This is a genomic window from Bacteriovorax sp. BSW11_IV, assembly GCF_000447755.1.
Classification (GTDB): Bacteria; Bdellovibrionota; Bacteriovoracia; order Bacteriovoracales; family Bacteriovoracaceae; genus BSW11-IV.
On the sequence record NZ_AUNE01000058.1, the window covers coordinates 63,037 to 85,002 of the forward strand.

At 36.9% G+C, this 21,966-nt stretch carries 20 protein-coding genes; 14 read left to right on the forward strand and 6 right to left on the reverse strand.

Translation table 11 applies throughout. The annotated features are described in order from the left end of the window. The first annotated feature begins 78 nt into the window (after nt 1-78). The 8 genes from M899_RS16895 to M899_RS16930 all read left to right on the forward strand — a co-directional run bounded on the left by M899_RS16895 (nt 79) and on the right by M899_RS16930 (nt 9,470). Nucleotides 79-1,296, forward strand: a complete 1,218-nt coding sequence (locus M899_RS16895) for a TolC family protein (protein WP_021272664.1) — start codon at nt 79-81, stop codon at nt 1,294-1,296. Continuing rightward, nucleotides 1,286-2,641, forward strand: coding sequence for an efflux RND transporter periplasmic adaptor subunit (locus tag M899_RS16900; RefSeq protein ID WP_021272725.1), 1,356 nt, complete (start codon nt 1,286-1,288; stop codon nt 2,639-2,641). The genes M899_RS16895 and M899_RS16900 overlap by 11 nt, the downstream gene beginning before the upstream one ends. Beyond that, nucleotides 2,641-5,757, forward strand: a complete 3,117-nt coding sequence (locus M899_RS16905) for an efflux RND transporter permease subunit (protein WP_034730167.1) — start codon at nt 2,641-2,643, stop codon at nt 5,755-5,757. Before M899_RS16900 ends, M899_RS16905 begins: the two co-directional genes overlap by 1 nt. Then, nucleotides 5,757-6,239 (forward strand): DUF3347 domain-containing protein, encoded by a 483-nt coding sequence (locus M899_RS16910; protein WP_021272648.1) that lies wholly within the window; start codon nt 5,757-5,759, stop codon nt 6,237-6,239. The genes M899_RS16905 and M899_RS16910 overlap by 1 nt, the downstream gene beginning before the upstream one ends. Before the next feature lie 43 nt (nt 6,240-6,282). Continuing rightward, nucleotides 6,283-6,636, forward strand: a complete 354-nt coding sequence (locus tag M899_RS16915; RefSeq protein WP_021272687.1) for a hypothetical protein — start codon at nt 6,283-6,285, stop codon at nt 6,634-6,636. A 69-nt stretch (nt 6,637-6,705) separates the two neighbouring features. Continuing rightward, nucleotides 6,706-7,776, forward strand: coding sequence for a hypothetical protein (locus M899_RS16920; RefSeq protein WP_021272662.1), 1,071 nt, complete (start codon nt 6,706-6,708; stop codon nt 7,774-7,776). Nucleotides 7,777-7,784: 8 nt separating this feature from the next. Next, on the forward strand, nt 7,785-8,657 hold the full coding sequence (locus M899_RS16925) for a metal ABC transporter substrate-binding protein (RefSeq protein ID WP_021272743.1): 873 nt from the start codon (nt 7,785-7,787) through the stop codon (nt 8,655-8,657). A 12-nt stretch (nt 8,658-8,669) separates the two neighbouring features. Beyond that, nucleotides 8,670-9,470, forward strand: coding sequence for a metal ABC transporter permease (locus tag M899_RS16930; protein ID WP_021272649.1), 801 nt, complete (start codon nt 8,670-8,672; stop codon nt 9,468-9,470). On the opposite strand, the gene M899_RS16935 is transcribed toward M899_RS16930, so the two are convergent. After that, complete coding sequence (locus M899_RS16935) at nt 9,463-11,451, reverse strand: prolyl oligopeptidase family serine peptidase (RefSeq protein ID WP_021272654.1); 1,989 nt, start codon at nt 11,449-11,451, stop codon at nt 9,463-9,465. The genes M899_RS16930 and M899_RS16935 overlap by 8 nt on opposite strands. Nucleotides 11,452-11,646: 195 nt before the next feature. On the opposite strand from M899_RS16935, the gene M899_RS16940 reads away from it, so the two are divergent. Next, nucleotides 11,647-13,041, forward strand: a complete 1,395-nt coding sequence (locus tag M899_RS16940) for a S8/S53 family peptidase (protein WP_021272744.1) — start codon at nt 11,647-11,649, stop codon at nt 13,039-13,041. Between the two features lie 33 nt (nt 13,042-13,074). On the opposite strand, the gene M899_RS16945 is transcribed toward M899_RS16940, so the two are convergent. Beyond that, a complete protein-coding gene (locus tag M899_RS16945; protein ID WP_021272701.1) occupies nt 13,075-13,833 on the reverse strand; it encodes a nucleoside-specific channel-forming protein Tsx in 759 nt (252 codons plus the stop codon). 60 nt (nt 13,834-13,893) lie between these two features. Then, a complete protein-coding gene (adeD, locus tag M899_RS16950; protein ID WP_034730222.1) occupies nt 13,894-15,654 on the reverse strand; it encodes an adenine deaminase in 1,761 nt (586 codons plus the stop codon). A gap of 88 nt (nt 15,655-15,742) precedes the next feature. On the opposite strand from adeD, the gene M899_RS16955 reads away from it, so the two are divergent. Then, a complete protein-coding gene (locus M899_RS16955; RefSeq protein ID WP_021272717.1) occupies nt 15,743-16,522 on the forward strand; it encodes a hypothetical protein in 780 nt (259 codons plus the stop codon). Here M899_RS16955 and M899_RS16960 read toward each other — a convergent pair. Further along, nucleotides 16,519-16,773 (reverse strand): zinc-ribbon domain-containing protein, encoded by a 255-nt coding sequence (locus M899_RS16960; RefSeq protein ID WP_021272696.1) that lies wholly within the window; start codon nt 16,771-16,773, stop codon nt 16,519-16,521. The two genes, M899_RS16955 and M899_RS16960, sit on opposite strands and share 4 nt — an antisense overlap. 82 nt (nt 16,774-16,855) lie before the next feature. On the opposite strand from M899_RS16960, the gene M899_RS16965 reads away from it, so the two are divergent. Together M899_RS16965 and M899_RS16970 are read left to right on the forward strand one after the other, a co-directional pair. After that, nucleotides 16,856-17,617, forward strand: a complete 762-nt coding sequence (locus tag M899_RS16965; protein WP_021272666.1) for a sulfite exporter TauE/SafE family protein — start codon at nt 16,856-16,858, stop codon at nt 17,615-17,617. Nucleotides 17,618-17,630: 13 nt separating this feature from the next. Continuing rightward, the gene (locus M899_RS16970) at nt 17,631-18,710 is read left to right on the forward strand and encodes an esterase-like activity of phytase family protein (RefSeq protein WP_021272659.1); all 1,080 of its coding nucleotides are present in this window, start codon (nt 17,631-17,633) and stop codon (nt 18,708-18,710) included. Here the strand turns inward: M899_RS16970 and M899_RS16975 are convergent. After that, nucleotides 18,694-19,449, reverse strand: coding sequence for a trypsin-like serine peptidase (locus M899_RS16975; protein ID WP_021272650.1), 756 nt, complete (start codon nt 19,447-19,449; stop codon nt 18,694-18,696). The genes M899_RS16970 and M899_RS16975 overlap by 17 nt on opposite strands. Nucleotides 19,450-19,611: 162 nt before the next feature. On the opposite strand from M899_RS16975, the gene M899_RS16980 reads away from it, so the two are divergent. Together M899_RS16980 and M899_RS16985 are read left to right on the forward strand one after the other, a co-directional pair. Then, entirely contained in the window at nt 19,612-20,652 is a 1,041-nt protein-coding gene (locus tag M899_RS16980; protein ID WP_021272685.1) for a cell wall hydrolase, read from the forward strand. 5 nt (nt 20,653-20,657) lie between these two features. After that, nucleotides 20,658-21,053 (forward strand): hypothetical protein, encoded by a 396-nt coding sequence (locus M899_RS16985; protein WP_021272690.1) that lies wholly within the window; start codon nt 20,658-20,660, stop codon nt 21,051-21,053. Here M899_RS16985 and M899_RS16990 read toward each other — a convergent pair whose 3' ends face one another. Next, nucleotides 21,054-21,959 carry a spore coat protein U domain-containing protein gene (locus M899_RS16990; RefSeq protein WP_021272707.1) on the reverse strand — a complete coding sequence of 302 codons (906 nt, stop codon included), beginning with the start codon at nt 21,957-21,959 and terminating at the stop codon, nt 21,054-21,056. Nucleotides 21,960-21,966 lie beyond the last annotated feature (7 nt).

Consider the following 21,966-nt stretch of genomic DNA (forward strand, 5'->3'; position numbering starts at 1 on the left):
ATCTCTTTTATTTTTTTTTGTCACAGAATTAAAACTCTGATCGTATTTGCATATGAGTTTTGATTAAAGGAGTGAACTTTGAAATTAGCACTTGCAACTTGCTCATTATTATTAGTTACATTAAGTGCCAACGCGCTTGAGGTGATTAGTTATGAGAAAGCGACTCAGGCATTGAATAATCATGAAATAGTACAAGGTGGTATTAATAGGGCCGCCGCAATATCTGCCATGGGCGAAATGGAAGGTTCTTGGGGAGATCCTGTTTTAAAACTTGGAATAAAAAATCTTCCTAAAGATAGCTTGGCCCAAGATGTGACACCAATGTCTGGAATTGATATTGGGCTTTCGCAAAAAATTGCACTCACCACAAAATATGGAAATCTTAGAAGAAGCTTTGAAATGGAATCAAAGAGTGCTCTTGCAGATTCGATGGAAGCAAAAGAAGTTCTTTTAAGGGATTTATGGAATTTATTACTTGATAAAAAGCAGGTGGGTGAGGATCTTAAGGTCATCGGTGAAAACAAAAATTGGATACAAAAGATGTTGGCCGTAAGTAAAAAACTCTACTCAAATGGAAAAATTGGTCAAGCGGCCCTTTTCGATATTCAAATTCGTAAGAATGATATTGAAACTTCTATAGCGAAATTAGAACTAAAAAATAAAGAACTTGATGCCGCTATTTCCTATTACATAGGAGAAGAGAAAGAGATTGATTTGAAATCTGTTCCTTGGAAAAAAATAGCAAAAGAATCAAAGAGTCAGAAAGATAATCGTTTAGAAAAGTTTGAGAACAAACTCAAAGGTAGAGAATATGATCTTTCTGCAAAACGCTTGAATTATATTCCCGATATCAATGTGGGATTAACATATACAAAAAGAGAAAACCTTGATGGTAAAGGTGATTTTGTTGGCGCGAGTATCAGCTTTCCTCTCCCATTTTCTGATAAAACGAGCAGTGCTCATGAGCAGTCTGCAAAAATGTTCATTGAGGCAAAAACAAATTTAAATAATTACAAAATTCAAAAGCAAAGTGCCATTCAAAGAGTCCATTTTGAAATACTTCAATTGGAAAAAGAACTTGAAATTCTTGTTGAGAGAACGCTTGACCAAGCTCGCTCTTCGAGAGACGTAACTGCAAAATCTTATGGCCTTGGAAGTGCTACTTACTTCGAATTACTGAAGTCTGAAATTCAATGGCAAGATGTTCAACTGAAAAAGAATATGCTCACGACTAAATTATTATCAAAGAAAATTCAATTAAAATACCTGAGAGGAGATTCTCTATATGAACTATAAAACTCTTTGTTTCTTAGGACTAGTATCCTTCATTACTGTATCTTGCGATAAGGTTACTGAGGAACACGCTGATCATAAGCATTCTACAATTGAATCATATTATACTTGCTCGATGCACCCGCAAGTAAAAGAAAAAGAACCTGGCAAATGTCCCATATGTCATATGAATCTTGTCAAAGTAGAAGTGGATAAGAGCAGAGAGGGCCAGTCCATGGAATCTCAACAAGCAAAAGAGATGTGGGTGTGTGAATCTAATCATGATATTACAAGTGAGCATGAAGACACTTGTCCCATAGACGGAACACCAATGATAAAGATGAAGATGGGCCCTAAACCAGCTGACATCATCTCTGAAGTAAAAATTAGAAAAGCTCAGCGAGAACATTTTAGAGCAACAGTTTTTCCTGTTTCACAGATGAAAATGGTTAAAAAAATTCGTCTACTCGGAACAGTATTACAATCTGAAGAGCGTGAGAGTAAAATTCCTGCAAGAATTGGTGGTCGAGTGGAGAAAGTTTTTATTAAATCAACAGGTAGTCTTGTTACTAAAGATGATCCTGTTGTTGAAATCTATAGTCCAAAGCTCATAACCGGTGGGGAGGAGTATCTTTTGGCCAGAAAATCTTTTGAAAGAACAAAGGCAACAGAGGCGAGAGAACTTCTAAAACAATCTGAAGAAAGATTAAAATTATGGGGTGTTCGTGAGAAACAAATGAACACTTGGTTCAAAGAAAATAAAGTTCCACGTTCAATTATTATCTATTCTGATGTTTCAGGTATAGTTCAAAAGAAGAATGCTGTTGTTGGAAGATATTTCGAAGAAGGTCAAAATCTTTTTGAGCTAACAGATATTGGTGCGGTATGGGTGGAAATGGATGTCTATGAGCAAGACTCTGCCCTAGTTAAAAATGGACAAGCGGTAGAACTTCGTTTCTCTGCACTACCTGGTGAAGTCTATGAGGGTGTCGTTGATTTCATTAATCCTATCTTAGATGCTGCTTCTAGGACGTTAAAAGTTCGCACTACAATTGAGAACACTTCTGGAAAATTAAGACCAGGAATGCTCGCTAATGCAAATCTTAAAATTGATATACCTAATATGCCTCTAGTTGTTCCAAGAAGTGCCATCATTGATACCGGCAAGAGAAAAGTCGTCTGGGTTAAAAAGAACGATGATTCTTATCAAGCAAAGATTGTTGAAACAGGTGTGGAGTCAGAAGGTTATGTTGCAGTTACGGCAGGACTTTCTGAAGATGAGAATGTTGTCATTGAAGGAAATTTCCTTCTTGATGCTCAGGCCCAGCTCATGGGTGGTTACGAAAACTTTAACCACGGTGGCCACTAATGATACAAACTTTAATAGAGCTTTCAATACGTAAAAGGTACTATGTTGTATTCTTTTTTATGTTTATTGCAGGCCTTTCAATTTATTCATTAAATACTGCCAGAATTGATGCCATTCCTGATGTCGGTGAGAATCAGCAAATTGTTTTTACTGAATGGGCAGGTCGATCACCAAAAGATATTGAAGAACAGGTGACATATCCCTTGAGTACAAGCTTGCAGGGGATTCCTGGAGTTAATCGTATTCGCGGGATTTCTGCTTTTGGTTTTTCTACAATATATATTATCTTTGACGATAATATTGATTTTTATTGGTCTCGCTCTCGCGTTCTTGAAAAGTTGGCAAGTATTGGAAGTATTCTTCCCGAATCAGTTGTCCCAAAACTTGGACCAGACGCAACTGGATTGGGACAAGTATATTGGTACACTTTAGAAAATAAGGCCAACTCTTCAAATCCTAAATCACTTGCAGAACTTCGATCAATTCAAGACTTCTATGTAAAGTATCTCTTGCAAGGAGTGAAAGGGGTGAGTGAAGTTGCCAGTGTTGGTGGCTTTGTTAAAGAATATCAAATTGATGTCGATCCCAATAAACTTTTTGCATATAATATTCACTTCTCTCAAATTTTAGCTGCTGTTAAGGAGAGTAATATAGATGTTGGTGCCGAAGTCGTTGAAGAGGGGGATCGAGAGTTTATTGTTAGAGGTAAAGGTTTTTTTAAGTCACTTGAAGATATAGATAATGTTGTTGTTACTTTAAAAAATAATGTCCCTGTTCGTATCAAAGATGTTGCTACAGTTCAAATCGGACCAAGCTTTAGGCGAGGTGCCCTTGATAAAAATGGCGAGGAAGTTGTTGGTGGCGTTGTTACCATGCGTTTTGGAGAAAATCCCAAAGAAGTTATTGATAATGTAAAGTCTCGATTGAAGGAAATAAAAGCTGGTCTTCCAAAAGATGTGGAGATTGTACCTTTTTATGACAGAACAGAGTTGATTGAAAAAACTATTGGAACTGTTCATGAAGCCCTTTTTCAAGAAATTATCATTACAGTTGTCGTAATCCTTTTATTTCTTCTTCACTTTAAGTCATCTATTCTTGTGTCGTTGACACTACCTTTTGGTGTAGGAATTAGTTTTATCCTTATGAAAGTTCTTGGCATTGATTCTAATGTCATGAGTTTGTCTGGTCTTGTAATTGCTATCGGTTCGATGGTTGATATGGGTATTATCATGACTGAAAATATCTATTCCAACTTGGCCAATCATCCAAGGGCCGATGATCTTTCTAAGGATGAGAGATTTGAGCTTGTCGTTAAAAGTGCTCGTGAAGTTGGACCAGCAATTTTAACTGCCGTTGCAACAACAATTGTTACTTTTCTTCCAGTCTTTGCATTAGAAGGTAGTGAAGGAAAGTTATTCACACCACTTGCATGGGCGAAAACTCTTGCAATGTTTGGTTCTGTAGTCGTAGCGATTTTTCTTGTACCAGCGCTTTCCACATTCTTTCTCAATGGAAAGTTGACTCCTATTGAAAAGAACCCTGTAAGTAAGAAGATTGTCGACTTCTATAGACCGGCATTAAATTGGGTTTTAGATAATAGAAAAATATTTATTATTTTTCCAACCTTGACTGTGTTGTTAGGTCTATTTGGCTACAATCAAATTGGTCGCGAGTTTATGCCTTCATTAAATGAAGGTGATATCTTATATATGCCAGTGACAACACCTGATGTGAGTATGACAAAAGCTAAAGAACTCTTGTCGTATACAGACCGAATTCTAAATGAACATCCACTTGTAGAAATGGCGGTTGGAAAGCTTGGTCGAGCTAATACCGCTATTGACCCTGCTCCTGTGGCCATGTTTGAAACAGTTGTGAAATTAGTGCCAAAAGAAAAGTGGCCCAAGGGCATGGATATTTATGGCATTATGGAAGAGCTTGATGCAAAACTCCAAGTGCCGGGTCTTGTTAATTCTTGGGATTTTCCAATTCAAACAAGAATCGGAATGATTTCAACTGGGATAAAGACTCAAGTTGGAGTCAAAGTTTTTGGAAAAAATCTTGAAGAGATAGAAGGCCTTGCCAGAAAAATTGGAAATGTTGTTGAAAAAGTTCAAGGGGCCAGTGGTGTCTATGTCGAACAGATCACAGGAAAACCGTATATCGAATTTGATATCGATCGTGTGGCCGCAAGCCGATTTGGAATTAATACTGCAACAGTGAATAAGATTTTGCAAACAGCTGTTGGTGGAATGCCTATTGGTGAATTTATCGATGGACGCCAACGCTATCCAATTCGAGTTCGCTATAAAAAGGAATTACGCGATCGTATTGATGAACTAAAAAGAGTTCTAGTTCCAAGCCCAATCGGACAACATATTCCACTTGAGCAATTGGCACAGATTAAGATTGTGACAGGTCCAGCAATGATTCAATCTGAAAATGGAATGTTGCGCTCACTTGTTTTATTAAATGTCGTTGGTCGAGATGTTATTGGTTTCGTAGACGAGGCCCGTGCATTAGTTGAAAAAGAAGTTGAGCTTCCTCACGGCGCTAGTATTATTTGGGCAGGACAATTTGAAAATCAAGAAAGAGCAAATAAGAGACTTATGCTTTTGATCCCTTTTTCATTATTGATCAATCTTTTCATCATTTATCTTGGTATAAAATCTTTTAGAAATAGTACGATCATTTTTAGTGCAATTCCCATTGCCATGGCCGGAGGTTTGATCCTTTTATGGATTGGTGGCTTTAATGCCTCTGTGGCCGTTTGGGTAGGGTTTATTGCACTCTTTGGTATTGCTGTTGATGATGGGGTTGTCATGATGACCTATTTACAAGAAAGTATCAAAGAAAATGCTCCAAAGAATTGGACGGAGCTTAAAGAATCAATTCTTGAGGCCGGTACACGACGAATTAGACCACTTGTTATGACAACAACCACTACGATTGTGGCGCTTGTTCCTGTGATGTGGTCAACGAGTACAGGAAGTGAAGTTATGAAACCTATGGCCATTCCAACTTTAGGAGGTATGGTCGTAGAATTGATCACGTTATTTGTAGTTCCAGTAGTCTTTTCATATTTTGAATACAAGAAAATTAAGGAGAATGTGTAATGAAAAAATTATTAACTGTTATCACACTTGGACTTTCATTAATTAGTTTTGCAGGCCCGCGCAAGGCCTTAGATGAGGCCACAAAGTCTCAGCTAATAAAAGTTCTAGAAAAGAACGAAGCTCTTCATGCCTCATTTTTTGAATATAAAGGGGAAGAAGTTGAAAAAAATGCCAAAGAACTAATAAATGCAATCTCTGAAGTTAAAAATGAAGAGGTTGCAAAACTTCTTAAGTTTTCATCAGAAAAATTAGCAACATTGACTAAGGATGAAGATCGTCAAAAGAATAATGATACATATGGATTATTCTCTGCAGCGTTAGTCCATGTTGTGAATACTTATGATGTAGGTGAGGGATATAACGCTTATCAATGTCCAATGGTAAAAAAGAAGTGGGTGCAAAATTCAAAGAAAATGAACAAGGTGCACAATCCCTACGCTCCAGAAATGCCGAATTGTGGGGGCAAGATCACTCGCTTTTAGATTGTACTTGATAAATCATTAAGGTTAGTGATACCAATTTAGTGTGAAAAAGTTTGTCGTATGTTTGGCCACATTATTATTGTTTGTCTTTTCTCTTTTTGGTGAAGAGCTACACAGGCTATCACACGCTCACGAACAAGATTGTCACGTTCATATCGTAGACAATTGCCACGAAGTTTCTAATGATATTGGCCAAAGTGAAATAAAATTTGCGGATAATCCGTGTCCTTTGGCCATCTCTTTACATATTGTTCGCACTCTTAAAAATGATGCAACTCCTGTTGTCGATTTAACGGCGACAGATCTTTTTGAAGTTCAATCATTTTACAAAGATCAAATATTCATCTCTTTTTTCTCATTTAATAGAGCATCTGCTCGCGCACCTCCTATTTCATAATCCCTAGAATCATTATTTTTTAATTATTTAGAAATTTGTCTATAAAGACATTCGTATGGAGATTATTATATGCGCTCAATGTTATCTATTGCTGTTATTGGTTTATTAACTTCTGGAAATATTCATGCCGAAGGCCTTGCAAAAAGAGCTCGTGGCAATTCTTTTAACCCTCAAATTGGTTTAAATTCTTTATTTAGCTATAAAAATTCTAATAAAAATTCTTCAACTGACGGGTTTTCTTTTGATGAAGCAGAACTGCAATTCTCTTCAGATGTGGATGCTTATTTTAGAGCAGAAGCAACAATTGCTATTCATAAGGAAATTGAAGAAGAAGAACATGATGGCCACACTCACAATCACACAAGCTATGCTGTAGAGCCTGAAGAAATCTTTGTTGAGACAACTGCACTTCCTGTTTTAACAGTTAGGGCCGGAAAGTTTTTAACTAGTTTTGGTAAGCTAAACACAACTCACACTCATGCTCTACCATTTGTTGATAAAGGACTTTTACAAGAGAAAGTATTTGGTGATGAAGGTCTTTCAGAAGTAGGTGCAAGCGTTTCTGGACTACTTCCACTTTCATGGTTTAGTGAACTAACTTACTCTGCTCTCCAAGGTGATAACGAAGATGTTTTTAATGCTGAAGATAAGCATTCATTAGGTCATGCTGCTCGTTTTACAAATCTTTTTGAACTATCGGACAGTGCAACAATTGAATTTGGATTATCTGGTTTAACTCAAAAGGCCCATGAAGAAACTAAGACTGATATTTACGGTGCTGATCTTACGTTCAAGTGGAAACCAGTAAATCTTGGAAAATATAATTCATTTTCTTGGTCAACTGAGTATATCAAAAAAGATAAAAAAGGTGAGGACAGCTCAAGTGAAGTTAAAGGCGTAAGTTCTTATTTAAAATACCAAACTTCTCAAAGAACTTTTGTTCAATATCGCTTTGAAGATCTGAAAGTCGATGATGTTAAAAATACAGCTCATTCTGCACTTGTTGCTTATGTGCCTTCGGAATTTTCATCTATCAGACTGCAGTTTGATAGAATTGATGACAACTCTGAAGAAAAAGAAAATAAATTGACTCTTCAATTTAATATTTCTATTGGTGCACACCCGGCCCATAATTACTAGGACGAGTTATGTTGCGATTGATTGCACTCGTTTTGATTGTTGCCTTTGCGGGGGATAATTCCCTTGCAAAGCTTCATATCATGACAACAACAGCAAATTTAAAATCTCTAGTCAGTGAAATCGCCGGTGATAGAGCAGAAGTTGAGTCCTTCTGCCTTGGTCCCCAAGATCCTCACTTTCTAGAGGCAAAACCATCATATACTTTAAAGGCCTCTAAAGCAGATCTTCTAGTAAGTGTTGGAATGGATTTAGAAGTAGGATGGCTGCCTTTGATTATTAGAGGGGCCAGAAATCCGAAAATAAGAGAAGGCCAAAGTGGGCATCTTGTTCTAGGTCATTATGTGGATGCTATCGAGAAACCCCACGGTGAAGTTTCTCGAGCCGATGGAGATGTTCACCCAGAAGGGAATCCCCATTTTATGTTAAGCCCTAAGCGAGTCGTAAAACTTGCCGAAGTGGTTAGTGCAAAGTTGACAGAAATTGATCCTGAAGGGAAAGAATTTTTTGAATCTAATAAAATTAAATTCTTGAAAAAAATTGAACCTTTTGTTCAGAAGAAAATTTCGAAGATAGAAGTTGTTACTCATCATAAGACATTAAATTATTTTTTACATGACTATGGGTTGGATAATTCTATCTACTTAGAGCCAAAGCCCGGAATTCCTCCTAGTGCCACTCACGTTTTAAGTGTTATTGAACAAGCAAAGGTAAAAAAAGCAAATATCGTTCTGGTTGAGAATTATTTTGATCAAAGTGCCGGCCAAAAAGTGGCAAAGGCCTTAGATATAAAATCTTATTCAGTTCCAGTCGCTGTCGGAGGTAAGGAAGGTATTTCAAATCTATTTGACTTATATTCTGACTTATTTTCGTATTTTAAATAGAAAGGTAAAACTATGAGCGAGCTATCATATTTTCTTCCCGCAATTGTTCTATTGCTTTGTCTTATTGGGATTCATTGCTACCTAGGTCTTCATGTCCTCATGCGTGAAGTTATCTTTATAGATCTCTCTTTGGCCCAAGTTGCGGCAATGGGATATGTCGTTTCTCTCATTCTTGGTTTTGAGTTAGGAACGTGGGGAAGTTATGGGGTGGCCCTGCTTCACACTATGGGAGGGGCATTGCTATTTGCCTATTGTAAGCGTGTAGAACACGAAATCTCCCAAGAATCCCTCATAGGTATAACGTATGCATTTGCCGCTTCCATGGTGGTTTTGCTATTAAATAATGTTGGACATGGAATGGAGCACGTCAAAAATATGCTTGTTGGTCGAATCCTTTGGGTCGATTGGCACGATGTTATTAAAGTCGTTGTTCTCTATTCTATTGTAGGGCTTATTCACTATTTTTATCGTCAACGCTTTTTTTCATTGTCGAAGAAAGAGAATATTCAAAATGCCATTTTTTGGGATTTTATTTTCTATGCACTCTTTGGTGTTGTTATTACTTCATCAGTAGGAAGTGCAGGTCTTCTTTTGGTCTTTTCACTTTTAATAGTACCAGCTCAGATTTCTTCAGTTCTTTTTAAGGCAATTAAAAATAGATTGTTTTTTGGTTGGGGGTTAGGGTTACTTATTAGTGTGATAGGACTTTTTACGAGTTTAAAAGTGGATCTTCCAACTGGGGCCGTTACAGTATTTTTCTTTACTGCCACGGCCATAGTTTTTACTTTTATAAGAGCATTTTTAGCTAAGTAAGTTGTTGGTGGAAGAAAGTGTATTCAAGGGCCATTTGACGGGCCTTTTCAGTAAAGTCACTGCTTCCACCATGTCCCCCTTCCATATTTTCAAAATAGTAATAGGGAAGATTCATTTCTTTAATTTTCGCTGCCATTTTTCTGGCGTGACCTGGGTGAACACGATCATCCTTTGTTGATGTATAAAGGAGTATTGTCGTATCTTGGATTTTTTCTCGGACAATGTTTTGGTAAGGTGAATAACTCTCGAGATAAGTTTTCTCTTCTTTATTATCGACACTGCCGTACTCAGCAACCCAACTTGCTCCGGCGAGAAGTTTATGAAAGCGCAACATATCAAGTAGAGGAACTAAGCAATCGATGGCCTTAAAAAGATCTGGTCGTTGTGTGTAACATACTCCCATTAGTAACCCACCATTACTTCCACCTTTTGCTCCAAGATGATGACGGGATGTAATTTTCTTATTAATCAAATCTTCAGCAATACTGAAAAAATCTTGATAGGCCTTATGACGATTAAGTTTCAGTGCGGCCTGATGCCATTTGGGGCCATACTCACCACCACCTCTAATATTAGCGAATGCAAGAACACCGCCACGCTCTAGCCATAAGGGGGCGATGACTTCATTAAAAGCTGGAGTAACAGAAATATTAAAGCCGCCATAACCATAAAGAATAGTCGGATTTTCACTGTTGTACTCGATGTCTTTTTTATGAACTATAAAATAGGGAACTTTTGTACCATCGAGACTTGTGGAAAACTCTTGTTTGACGACATAGTTTTCAAAAGGATATTTGGATTCGAGCTGTTGATTGATTGTTACAATATTTTTTTCAACATCGACGTAGTAATAGGTCGATGGGGAATTGAAACTTGAGTAATTGCAAAACATTTCATTTGTTTCTTCTGAAGTTGAAATCCCCGTAATTGATCCAAGTTCAGGAAGCGACAACTTTTCACTTATCCATTTTTTATTTTCTCTTTTAAACTTAATGATAGTTGAACTGATATTGTCGAGTAAGTTTACAACAAGATAATCTTTTACGTTGGCAGTCATCTCGATACTTTGTGTTTGAGATGGCCTTAGTACCAGTTCATAATTCTGATCAAGAATATTATAGGAGATAAGATCATTTGCTTTAAATTCATTCCAATCTTCCATGAGATTGAAAAAAACATATTCATTGAGATTTGACATTAAATTACAACGATTCGGAAGCTCTAGTTCCTGGAATTTTTGGTCTTTTTCTATGTAATGTCTTCTTTCAAAAAAAGTAAGATTTTTCATCGCAATAATGTATGTCTCATCTTTGTAATAAAAGGGGGCGATGTACAAACTGATATCTTCTTTGCTTATAGAAAAAATCTCTTTGGCCTGCGAAAGTTCTTGTCCGCGCTCCAATGCTCTTAAAAATCGTCCATAACCTGAATTATTTTTATCATCTTCAGATATGGCCATATTGTAATAAAGGAGATCTTCATTGATCCATTCTGCATATCCTTTCGCCTCAGGAAACTGGAATCCTCCTTCAATTAATGCGGCCTTCTCTAAATCGAATTCCCAGCAATGATGGGCATCGAGGCCACCTCTTGAAAGATATAATAGTGCTTTATTCGTATTCTTGTAGCGTAAGAATCCATGGAAGACCCATTTGATTTTGTCTTGTTTTGATTTCTCATCAAGATTAATAAGAATTTTCCAATTTAACTTTTTGCTTTTGAAATCTTCAAGCGATAGGCATCTAAGAATTCCTTGAGGATTATTCTCATCTTGCCAAAGATTGAAAACCAAATCTCCTTGAATATTGACACCTAAAATTTTATCTTTGCGATTTAAGATCTCTAAACATTGATTGAAATTATTTTTAAAATCTTCAAGATTTTCAAACTTCTGTATTGTTCTTGAATTTTCACTCTTAACCCAATTTAAGGCCTTGTCTCCTTCGACTTCCTCAAGCCATAAGTAATCGTCATGATACATCTATGCTCCTTATTAGATTCATTATTCTAGAATGTTAGAGATCCAAGTTGTGAGAGGCAACTTTATTTAGCTAAAATTCTTAACTATCTGTAATTACGACTGTCACTTCACTGTACACGGGTGCATTTTTTTCACATTTATAAGAGATTTTTCTTTAATAAGTGTATTTTTTTAAGACTAGCAAAAGGAGCTCAGATGAAGCACTTATTAATCTCTTTTTTACTTCTTCAAAGTGCAATGACATATGCAGATGGTAGAAATGAAGACAGACAAGTATTAGAAGTTGAAGGTATGAGATTGTCTCCTTTTTGGGCGCAAGAATATATTGGTGCAGACCTTGTGAAAAAGAAAATGCGTAATCGCGATGATCTTAAGCGCATTGCTTTTGCTATCTTTGATGTTGGATTTGAAGAACAATTTGTAAATCGAACATTAGATATTCCTGTAGATTTTGGCATGAATGGACGTCGCAGAATTACCGCCCATCACGGAACGAGTGTGGCCAATAATATTAATGGTCACGGTCATATGGGTGTCAGTGAAATTGTGGATTATGTGCAACTGGCGAAAGTTTCGCCTTCTGTATTTTATTTTGGAGCCGTATCATCTCTAAAACGTCTTGAAGTGAAGCCCATGATTATTTCTAATTCAGTAGGTTGGAGTGGAGATCTAATTAAAGATCTGGCAACAGAAATTGATGATATGGGAATCATTTGGGTATTGGCCGCCGGTAATGATTATCCTAATGAAATGGCCGTTTTTGAAAGAGAGGCGCCTGTTATAAAAGTGGGTTCATATTCGCCGTTTGGACAGCAAACAATATACTCACAAGAATCTGAACAGTTGACGATCATGGCCCCTGCTGATGAATATTTGGCATCACTTGATGGCAAAGGAGAGAAGGTTCTCTTTGGTGCTACAAGTGGGGCAACACCTCTCGTGTCAGGCATGATTGCTAATGTGAAATCATTGATTCCTTCATTATCAAGATTGCAAGTTGAAAAACTTATTCAAAAAACTGCGATCAAGTCGATTAATTACCACTACCGAAAAATCAAGACTGGTCTTTTTAATGGTCTTAAATTTTATGAAGCAGTTTCTCTAATTAAAAGTAAATGTGGGACTGAAAATCAATCTTGTATAGAGCGAGAAATTGAACTGATTAATGACGATACATTTTCTCAAAGATTTTCTCATGAAGGAGCAAATCTTTATTGTTCAGGTTCTAGTGAAGATTTATCGGCCCAAGAGTTGGATGAACTCAGAGAAGATGTCATGCTAAGACCTTCTGATAGAAATTTGCCAAGATTGTTAGCGTGTGTTTATAACAGAATGAATCTAACGTTGAATGGTGATTACTATGAGAATATATATCTCACTTATCATAATCCTGAAATGTTAATGAAAAAAATCACAGAAAGAGCAAAAAACGCTGCGATTTCAAAATTTGAAAATTCAAGTGCACTAAGAGATGTTGAGCTCTTTGACGAAGAAATGATCGATTTATTAAATGATATTGCTCAAAAAGATTATGGTATTGGCAGTTATAGAGCGAAAGAGTTATTAGAGAGAGTAACACAAGAGCTATAAAAAAGGCCTTCACAGCGAAGGCCTATTACAAAATTAGAAAACCCATTTGGCCATATACTTTAAGTTATTTTCCACTGGGCCACCTTTGATTCCATATTTTCTGTTCCAATATTGATATTCAAAACCCATAAAAATAGTATTTGCACTATTCCATAAGTTTCCAACATCTAAGAGAAGCTGTTGACCTGATTGGAAGTGTCCTTGTCCAAGAGTGTTGTCACTCTCACTTCCTTCATCGCCAATTACATGATCAAAATATCCTCCCCATGAGAGTTGGAATTTTTCAGAAAATGAAAAAGGTAATAGATAGGCCGCTGTTGTTTGGAACGATGTTCCTGATTTATTGAGAGTATCTCTTAGGTAAAAGTTAATTTGGAAAAATTTAAAATAAGGAATGTTCAGATCAAAACCGATACCAAAAAGTCTTGCATTGATTGCTGTATTGTATGTGTTTCGCCCCCATTCAATAGTGTTACTTTGCAAAACATCTTTAATAAAACGATTGTCGTCATAGAAACCAAATATCTTTCCTAGTGAAAAGCGAGGAGACCATTCTCCGTAAATTTCTGTCTTATTTTCACCACTGCTGTTTTGTGGATCAGTAATATCAAACCAGAAGAAGTTGTCGCCATAATTATAGGCAGAGGCATGCTCTAGTGTTACTTCTGTTTTACTTTGTGTTCCGAGTTTGAAATTGTTTCCGCGAAGAAAACTAATTGAAGTGTTGCTCCAATTTGCAGCAAGAGTTGCATGCACCGTAAGCAACATGACAAGTGTCATGAGTTGTTTCATAAAAATCCCTCCCTGAATTTATTAAAAAATTATAATAGAGTTTTCAGGAAGGGGAAATACTTAATCGGCCTTTAGAGAAATGACTTTGAAAGTCGTTACATCCACTAGACCTTGATCTGTAATTTTGAGCGTAGGAATCACTGGTAAGGCCAAAAAGGCCATTTGAATAAATGGTTCAGAAAGAATAATTCCGATCTTATTACAGGCAACCTTTAGATGAGAGATTTTGTCCGCTATGAAATCCCCCGACTCAAGACTAATAAGTCCTGCAATTGGAAGTTCAAGTCTTGAAAGAAGTTTTTGATTTTCAACAACGCAAAAACCACCACCACATTCAATTAGAGAGTTCGCGGCCATGATCATATCATCTTCATTATCACCGATAACAATAATATTGTGAGAGTCGTGGGCCACGCTCGATGCGATTGCACCACTCGTTAGGCCACTGCCTTTGACGAGACCATGGGCGACAGGTCTGTTTTTTCCATAACGTTCAACGACTATTATTTTTTTAATATCATCTTCTTGAAATTTTTCATCTTTAAATTCGATCTTCAAATGATTCGTGATAATTTCATCTTTTACAATTTCAATGACATTGTAGTGAGCACCATTTTCAAAATTATAATTAATGTCTTCTTTGGTTAAACTCTTACGATTCATTGTATTTTCGTTAGGTGGGCAAGAGGCAAGGAGTTTGTCATCAAGTTCTTCTTTCAAGGGAAGTTCACTTACGAGTTTTCCGCCAATGAAGACATCATCAATCTCGACAGACTTTAGATCTTTTAGAAGAACGATATCCGCTTGTTTTCCCGGAGCAATTAGGCCGAGTCTTTTTAGACCAAAATGTTTTGCCGCTGAAAACGAAGATAATCTATAGGCAACATGAACTGGAATATTCAGCTCATTAATCATTTTCTTAATCATATAGTTGATATGACCTTCGTGGGCCATTTCAAATGGATTGCGATCATCTGTGCATAAAAAGCACTGATTTGAATTAAATTCAGTTACTAGCGGTGCTAGCGTTCCTAAATTTTTAGCAACAGAGCCTTCTCTAATTATTAGGCTCATCCCTTTCTGTAATTTTTCAAATCCTTCTTCTTTTGTCACTGTCTCGTGACAGTTTTGAATACCTGCTGCAATGTAGGCATTGAGTTCTTTACCTCTAAGCAGAGGGCAGTGACCATCAAGGTTCATATCTTCGAACTCTTCGATTTTATCGAGGACTTCATCATTTCCAAAAATGACACCCGGAAAGTTCATCATCTCGGCAAGTCCCAATGTGTTTGGGTGCGCCTTATATTCTTTCATATTTTCTAGTTTAAATTCCCCTCCATTTGTCTCAAAACCTGGCAGGGCAGGGACACAAGAACTTACTTGAACAAAGAGATTTTGGTTCATTTTTTCACTACATCTTAAAAACCAACTAAATCCTTTATCTCCTAGAACATTAGTGATCTCATGAGGATCACAAATAGCAGTTGTTGTTCCAAGTGGTAGAGTAAGACGTTCAAACTCAAATGGATGCATTAAAGATGATTCAATATGAAGGTGTCCATCAATAAAGCCCGGAACTGCAACAGCGCCCTTTGCATCTATAGTGCGTTTTGATTTTTGAGTAAGATATTCAAGTCCAATTCCTGCAATTGTTTTACCTGAAATGGCAATTGCAGAATCAAAGACACCACCGTTGACTAGATCGAGGATTTTTACATTTGTAATAAGAAGATCACACTCTTGATCACCACGAGCGACAGCTAATACATTTTTCATCTCGTTTCTATCAAGTTGTTGTGTTCTTTTTTGTCCTAAATTCATGTGTTTCATGGGGTCTTCATCCTATCCAATAAATCTTGTAAATTTGCACTAAAAGTAACTATATGCTAGTTTGATCGAAAGGACAAAAATGAAACCTTCTAATATCGATACTCTAGAAACTCTTCAGAGTTTTTATGAGACAAAGTGCACAAACCATTCTGAAGTAAAGTCCTTTATCAAAGATTTCTCCAATTTTACATTCCAGCATAGCGACTATGCACAAATTCAGATGCATTCGCAGTTAATTGATCTAATTTTGGATTCAAATGCCTGTGATATCGAAGAACAAATGACAGAAATTGCACGTGAAAAATGGCCAGATGGCTCTGTTAGAACATGGGGTCGCAACAGTCATGATGGAGTACAGACTTATATTGGATTATGCCCTGAGCAACTACAAACTCCATACGGTGAATTTGCTAATATTATTGAGGTGGCCAGTCCTAAGCAGGGCGATGTGGTTGTCGACTTAGGGGCTGGACATGGCCGATTAGGACTTGTTTGTCATGCTTACGATCAGGGCATTGAATTTAGAGGTCTAGAATATGTAGAGCAAAGAGTGCAGGAAGGTAACCGCCTTTTTGAAACTTTTGATCTTTCTCTGTGCAAGATGGAACAACAGGATTTAAGTTGTCCTAATTTTATTATGCCAGCGGCTGATCTTTACTTTATGTATGAATATGGTGATATGACACATGTCAATCACAGCCTTAATCAACTCCAAGAGATATCCAAAAATAGAAATTTTCGTATAGTTTGTAGGGGTCGCGGCAGTAATAATTTAATTTGGTCAAAGCATCCGTGGCTCACGGTTTTCGATTCTATACAATTGGAAAATTCTGTTATCTATTCCACTTCAGGCGATTAATCGAGATCATCTAGACTTAGCGAAAGCGAAGATTTCTGTTCTGCACATTTAGGGCACCATGAACCTTTTTCACTTTTCTTACCAAGAACTTTTAAGGCCGTCTCTTTCCACTTATGTCCATTCTTACATTTCCAAAGATAGAGCGTCGTGGAGTTGATAAATTCCTTTGCGAGACATTCTCCGCCGCGTGAGAAGGCATAATCTTGTAAATCTTCTAGAGTAAAAGTACGGCGAGTTTGATTATTTTTCATAGTTATAAATGACCTCTATTGATTTATAGAAGCGGTCCCTTTTTTAAAAGACTTTATCACAGAAATCCCTTAATTTATATGTATGGATTTAACCCTTATTCAGTATTTTTTCCTCTTTGCTCTTGTGGCCTTTGCGGGCTTTGTGGACTCAATTGCCGGTGGAGGAGGATTGATAACTGTGCCTACTTATATGGCCTTAGGTGTTCCCGCAGAATTTATCTTGGGAACCAATAAGTGTGTCAGTACGACTGGTGGGACACTTTCAATTTTTCGCTATATCAAAAATGGTGTCGTTGATTTTAAACTTATGATCTACGGTATTGGTACGGGGTTTCTTGGCTCTTTAATTGGTGCACGCTTAAGTACTGTTCTCGATAATGATAAAATGGTTTATCTCTTAATTATTGTGGTGCCTATAATTATCACCTTGAATTATTTTAAGAGTAAAATTGTTGCTGATCGTAAAGAAATTCCAACCAATTCATTAATTCTTCGAACACTTCTGATTGGTCTCGTTATCGGTTGTTATGATGGTTTTTTTGGTCCAGGTACTGGGACATTTTTAATTATTGCGATGGTTTTCTTTTTAAATATGTCTATGGTTGAAGCGAGCCCAAATGCGAGAGTAATCAACTTTACAAGTAATGTTTCGGCCTTTCTCTTTTTTCTTTTTAAAGGAATGATCCTATGGAAAGTGGCCGCCATTGCTATTCTCGCTTCACTCACTGGAAATCACTTGGGCAGTGGAGTTGTCCTTAAAGGCAATCATCGCCTTGTGCAATATGTTTTTAATTTCGTCCTAGTTCTATTATTATTAAAGTCATTATATGGTTTAGTTTTTTAATAAAGGTTTATCAGTGAAGTTTCTATCTTTTCTTGTTTTCTTTCTTTCGTTTTCAACTCTAGCACAATTAAAACTTGAGTATATTAGTGATCTTAGTATCTCTTCTGATAATAAACTCCATGGAGTACTTCTAGGAGGCCTATCAGGTATTACGAAATTACATAATGACGTTTATGTTGCCGTTAGTGATGACCGTGGTAAGCATGGTGTGCCAAGATATTATGTTCTTCAGATTACTGAGAGTGATAATAAATTTACGGTTGTACCAAAAAACTGGATTGAATTAAAAAATGAAAATGGCAAAAGCTTTGCTGATGGTGATGTGGATTTTGAAGGAATCGCAAAACTGGCCAATGAAAATATTCTTATTAGTTCAGAAGGTGACCCGCGCAAAGATCCAAAGGTGGGACCAAGTATTACCGAATATACTTTATCTGGAAAATTTGTAAAAAATTGGCCAATTTCTCCTAAATTACTTCCAACAGATAAGTCGGGAATTCGCTACAATTTGAGTCTTGAATCATTAGCGGCCACAGAAGATGGTCAGTATCTTTTCACTGTTAGTGAGGAGCCACTTCTGCAAGATGGCAGTGAACTTACTCATATATCAGGACCTGTTAGAATTTTTAGATATAAAAATGGTGAATTAGAAAATGAATTTGTCTATATGGCGTCGGCTTTTCCACGCAAAGGAAAAAAAGACAAAGGTAATAATGGAGTCGTTGATATCCTTGCGCTTTCTTCAAATAAAATTCTCGTTTTAGAAAGGGCCTATATTGAAAATTTAAACCAAAACGTTATTAAAATTTTTGAGGTTGATCTCACTGAAGCACAAGATGTTTCTAAGGTTGATTCTCTAAAAAATTTGAAGAAAAAGAAAATTAAAATAGCAAAGAAAAAGCTTGTTTTTGATATGGCCCCACTTGAAGGAAAGTTAACTGGAGAGATGAAAAGATTGGACAATATTGAAGGTCTGACTTTTGGACCAACTTTGGCCACAGGTGAGCGCACAGTTGTTCTCGTGAGTGATAATAACTTCAGCAAAAATCAAAGAACTCTTTTTGTCTTTTTAAAGCTTACTGGTCATCAGTAAGACATTGGTTGATGGCCTTAATAAGGTCATCATTTCCAGTTATCAAAGTCCCTTTATTTCCGGCATATTCTCCAATACAACCACCATGAGAGTGTATGCCGATAATTTCATTGGTTGTAGCATTCACAATAGCAGAACCAGAATTTCCACCTGTTGTATCTACTCTGTAAATCAAAGTCGTTCGGGCGTTTTCTACCTGGATCAATGGCCCAAAAGATTCTTGTTGAGCATTGTTGTATCGTTTTTCTGAGTCTGTTCCATAGCCAGTAATTTGCAATTCAATTCCTACTTCAGGTAGCTCGAATGAGATTGAGTAGGGTGAATATAGTTCTCCTGGAAGCTTATTTGTATAAGAGTTGGCCTTTACTGAGTACACCAGCCAGTCTTTTCCAACATAGGCATCAAGCACACCATATATTTTATCTAGATCATAGATATCTTCTTTGTTGCTGTGGATGAGTTTTCCTGTCACAGGGCTTGAAAGTGGAGTGTTAAATTCTGTAATCCAGTTGTTTTTAGAAGGTTTGCAATGTCCGGCCGTTATGAGACATCTTTTGCCAATGAGGGTGGCCGTACAAGGTGAGTATGATTTCTCATTTTCTAGCATTCTGGCCACTGCCATATTTTGTGAAACTTCTCTGTTATCAATCTCACACAGAGATTTTTCATCAGAAGATGATACGTTTTGCATATTAAAGTTGGCATGTGAACTTAGAGATAAGAGGGCGAGAAGTAGCATTTTGTTGATTCCTTTTAATGGCCCTAAGTATTAAATTTCATGAGGGTTTGTAAACTTTAAAAAGCAATAAAGCGCACATATTCACACTTTTCGGAGCAATTAAGTCCAATTCTTTTATGTTTATTTCTTAAATTCCGATAAATTAGAGAGTTAGGAGAGACCATGAAGTACCTAAATTTTATTTTATTTGGACTTGCCCCTTTGCTAGTCCTGAGTGCTTGCCAGCAACAGTCGGGAAATACCCCTCAGCGCTCATTTGGAATTAAGCCACCTCTTGAATTTGAAGAGGTTCGTAAAGAGTTAGGACTTAGTCCCAACACAATTCCATCAACCCATGAAGTGCAAAAAGGGCTTGATAATATTTTGAGCGGACCTGTTTCTAAAGAATGTGGGCGTGAAGAACGTGAGATTAAACTTCAGGATCGAGATTTGCGTCCTCCAATTCTTTTGGCAAATGATGAAGAGGTTGAAGATGAGAACGTTAAAGAAGAGGATATCGCTGCTTTATCTAAGTCTCGCAAAGGTTGTGAATCTCTCTACTCTGTAGTCATGGTTAAAACGGTTGATGATTTAATGATGTGTTATCAGTCGCTGAGAGCGGCCGTAATTGAAGATGCAATTGTGAAATGCTCGCCACAATCAAAACAGAAGGCGCCTTGTATTGATCGTAAAAAAGCATTTTCAAATATGTATACTAAACTATCTCCTCAAGAGCAGTCATTTCTTGCAATGACGATGACTGCGCAAGGAGAGGCAGGAATCCTGGCCCCTCCTATTGAAGAGATGATGATGGTCATGAAGGTTATTCAAAATAGAAAAGAGTATGCTAATTCTCGCTCTATTTATAGAGATGCAAACGAGCTGGATGTTGTATTACAACCTTGGCAATTTTCAATGTACAATGCTAACGATCCGAACTGGTCTCGAGTCTTAAAGTCTGATCCAAATAAGAATAAACACGTAAGATATGCTGTTGAGGCCTTTGTTAATTATGATAAGTCTAATTTTACACCGAGTAGTGTATTTGATGACGTTTGGCACTACCATACGAATTATGTTTCACCTGATTGGTCAACGCCAAGTATGCAGGCCAGAAATATTGAAGTAAATGGAATTGCTCCTAAAAAGACAAACCCAAGACACTTGTTTTTACAAAATGTGGCATGGTCGTTTGCGTATAATGATTTTAGACCAAGGAATTAGGTTCAATGTTTAAATTAGTTGTCTTTGTTTCTTTATTAAGTTCTTCTGCATTTGCAATGACGATTCAAAAAGAGAAAAATTCTTTCTTTCTTGTAGAGAAAGATTTGAAGATTGAAGTGCAAAGCTCAGGGGGAGATCCCACTTTTCTTGAAAAGAAAGCTATTAATGATAGAGTGGAGCTTCTTGTCTATAATTCCGGAATGGCAGGAACATCAATGCCTGTTGGTATTATTCGCGCTGTGATTATAAGTAAAGAATCTAAAAAAAACATCGGTGACTATATTTACAAGTTGAACTACCCAGAAAAGGTAAGCGGTGACCAACCGAAATGGGACTTTACTATTCCAGGTGTCATTTCAATTCTTACTACAGACGGTATTCTAAAAAAAGTAAACTACTAATTACTCAGTCGTCATAGCAGTTACTGTGATATAGTCCGCGTATTGGCCATATTTTTGTCCATTCACATTTCCTATTTTAACAGTAACTCTATGGGCCTTTCCACCAGGCACAGTAACACCAGTGCCGGAAGCAGCATTGGAATTTGCATTTGTAAGAGACTTCGTTGCACTATCCACTGTAAGTGTATAGTTGACTTTGTCACCTGAGGCGTTGACCATTTTTCCTTTATTTTGTGAGTCAAAGAATATGGCATAACCTGCGTTCGCCTGAACTCTCAAGTCAAAGCTTCTTTCTTCTCCTGTTTCAAGTTCTCCAAAGTCGAGTGTTTGAGAAGTATCATTTATATCAAACGGCGCTCCGACATCCACAAGAGAGATGTCGACGATTTTTGGAACATAGGTTTGAACAACAAAGGTTTTTTGCCCTTGAAGAGTATGTGATTGACTCGGTCTTTTATCATATAAAGAAACAACGACAGTGTCTTGGTAAAGTCCTCCTCTGATGAGGGGAGCATTTGTATCAGTCGGTACGAGAAGCTTTGTGTGAAAAGTCGAAGTTGCGTAACCATGCTTGAAGCTATTTGCCAGATAGTCGTTTGAATTTATAATATCAGACTTATCTTTAAGTACTTTTGTTGCACTAGAATCAGAGTATATATTATAGAGTAGGTGACCAGAATAGGTATTTGACATTTTTCTATCATAGGAATTTGCTGTTCCTTTAGAAAATGTAAGGAAATAGCGGTTACAATTTCTAACACTTCCTTGATTGACGTTGATGTTAACTGGAACAATGCTATCTTTTTTACTCCAATCAATTGAAATATTAGATAACGAAAAGCTATAGTCACAATTTGCAGCAAAAGCATTTGTCGTAAGAGATAGTGCAATTAGTGTCCACTTCATAAAGCAA